This is a genomic window from Streptomyces sp. SID11385, from assembly GCF_010548245.1.
Taxonomy (GTDB): domain Bacteria; phylum Actinomycetota; class Actinomycetes; order Streptomycetales; family Streptomycetaceae; genus Streptomyces.
The window spans coordinates 1-251 of sequence record NZ_JAAGLR010000532.1; the positions used below are offsets into that span (position 1 = coordinate 1).

At 76.9% G+C, this 251-nt stretch carries 1 protein-coding gene; it reads right to left on the reverse strand.

Going from position 1 to position 251, the window contains the following annotated elements:
* Positions 1-251, reverse strand: a 251-nt coding sequence (locus tag G3I42_RS16055; protein WP_164286556.1) for a hypothetical protein, incomplete at both ends; no start/stop codon positions are given.

Below are 251 nucleotides of genomic sequence, written 5' to 3' on the forward strand. Positions count from 1 at the left end.
AAGTGAGTTGAGGTGTGCCACGGCTGCGGGCCTGTCGGTGTGCGGGTCGGTCACGACGCGCGTCCAGGCGTACCGCGGGCCACGCTCCCCGTCCTGCGGGAGCTCCGGCATCCCGTCGCTGCGCCCCGCGTAGTTCGCGACCGTCGCCGCGCTCGCGAGGAGGTCGAGAGCGGCCCGCGGGCTGCTCGCCGCGAAGCGCGCGGCGGCCTCCGTGAGGCGGGCCAGGACCGGGCCGTGGCGCGTCGTGAGCG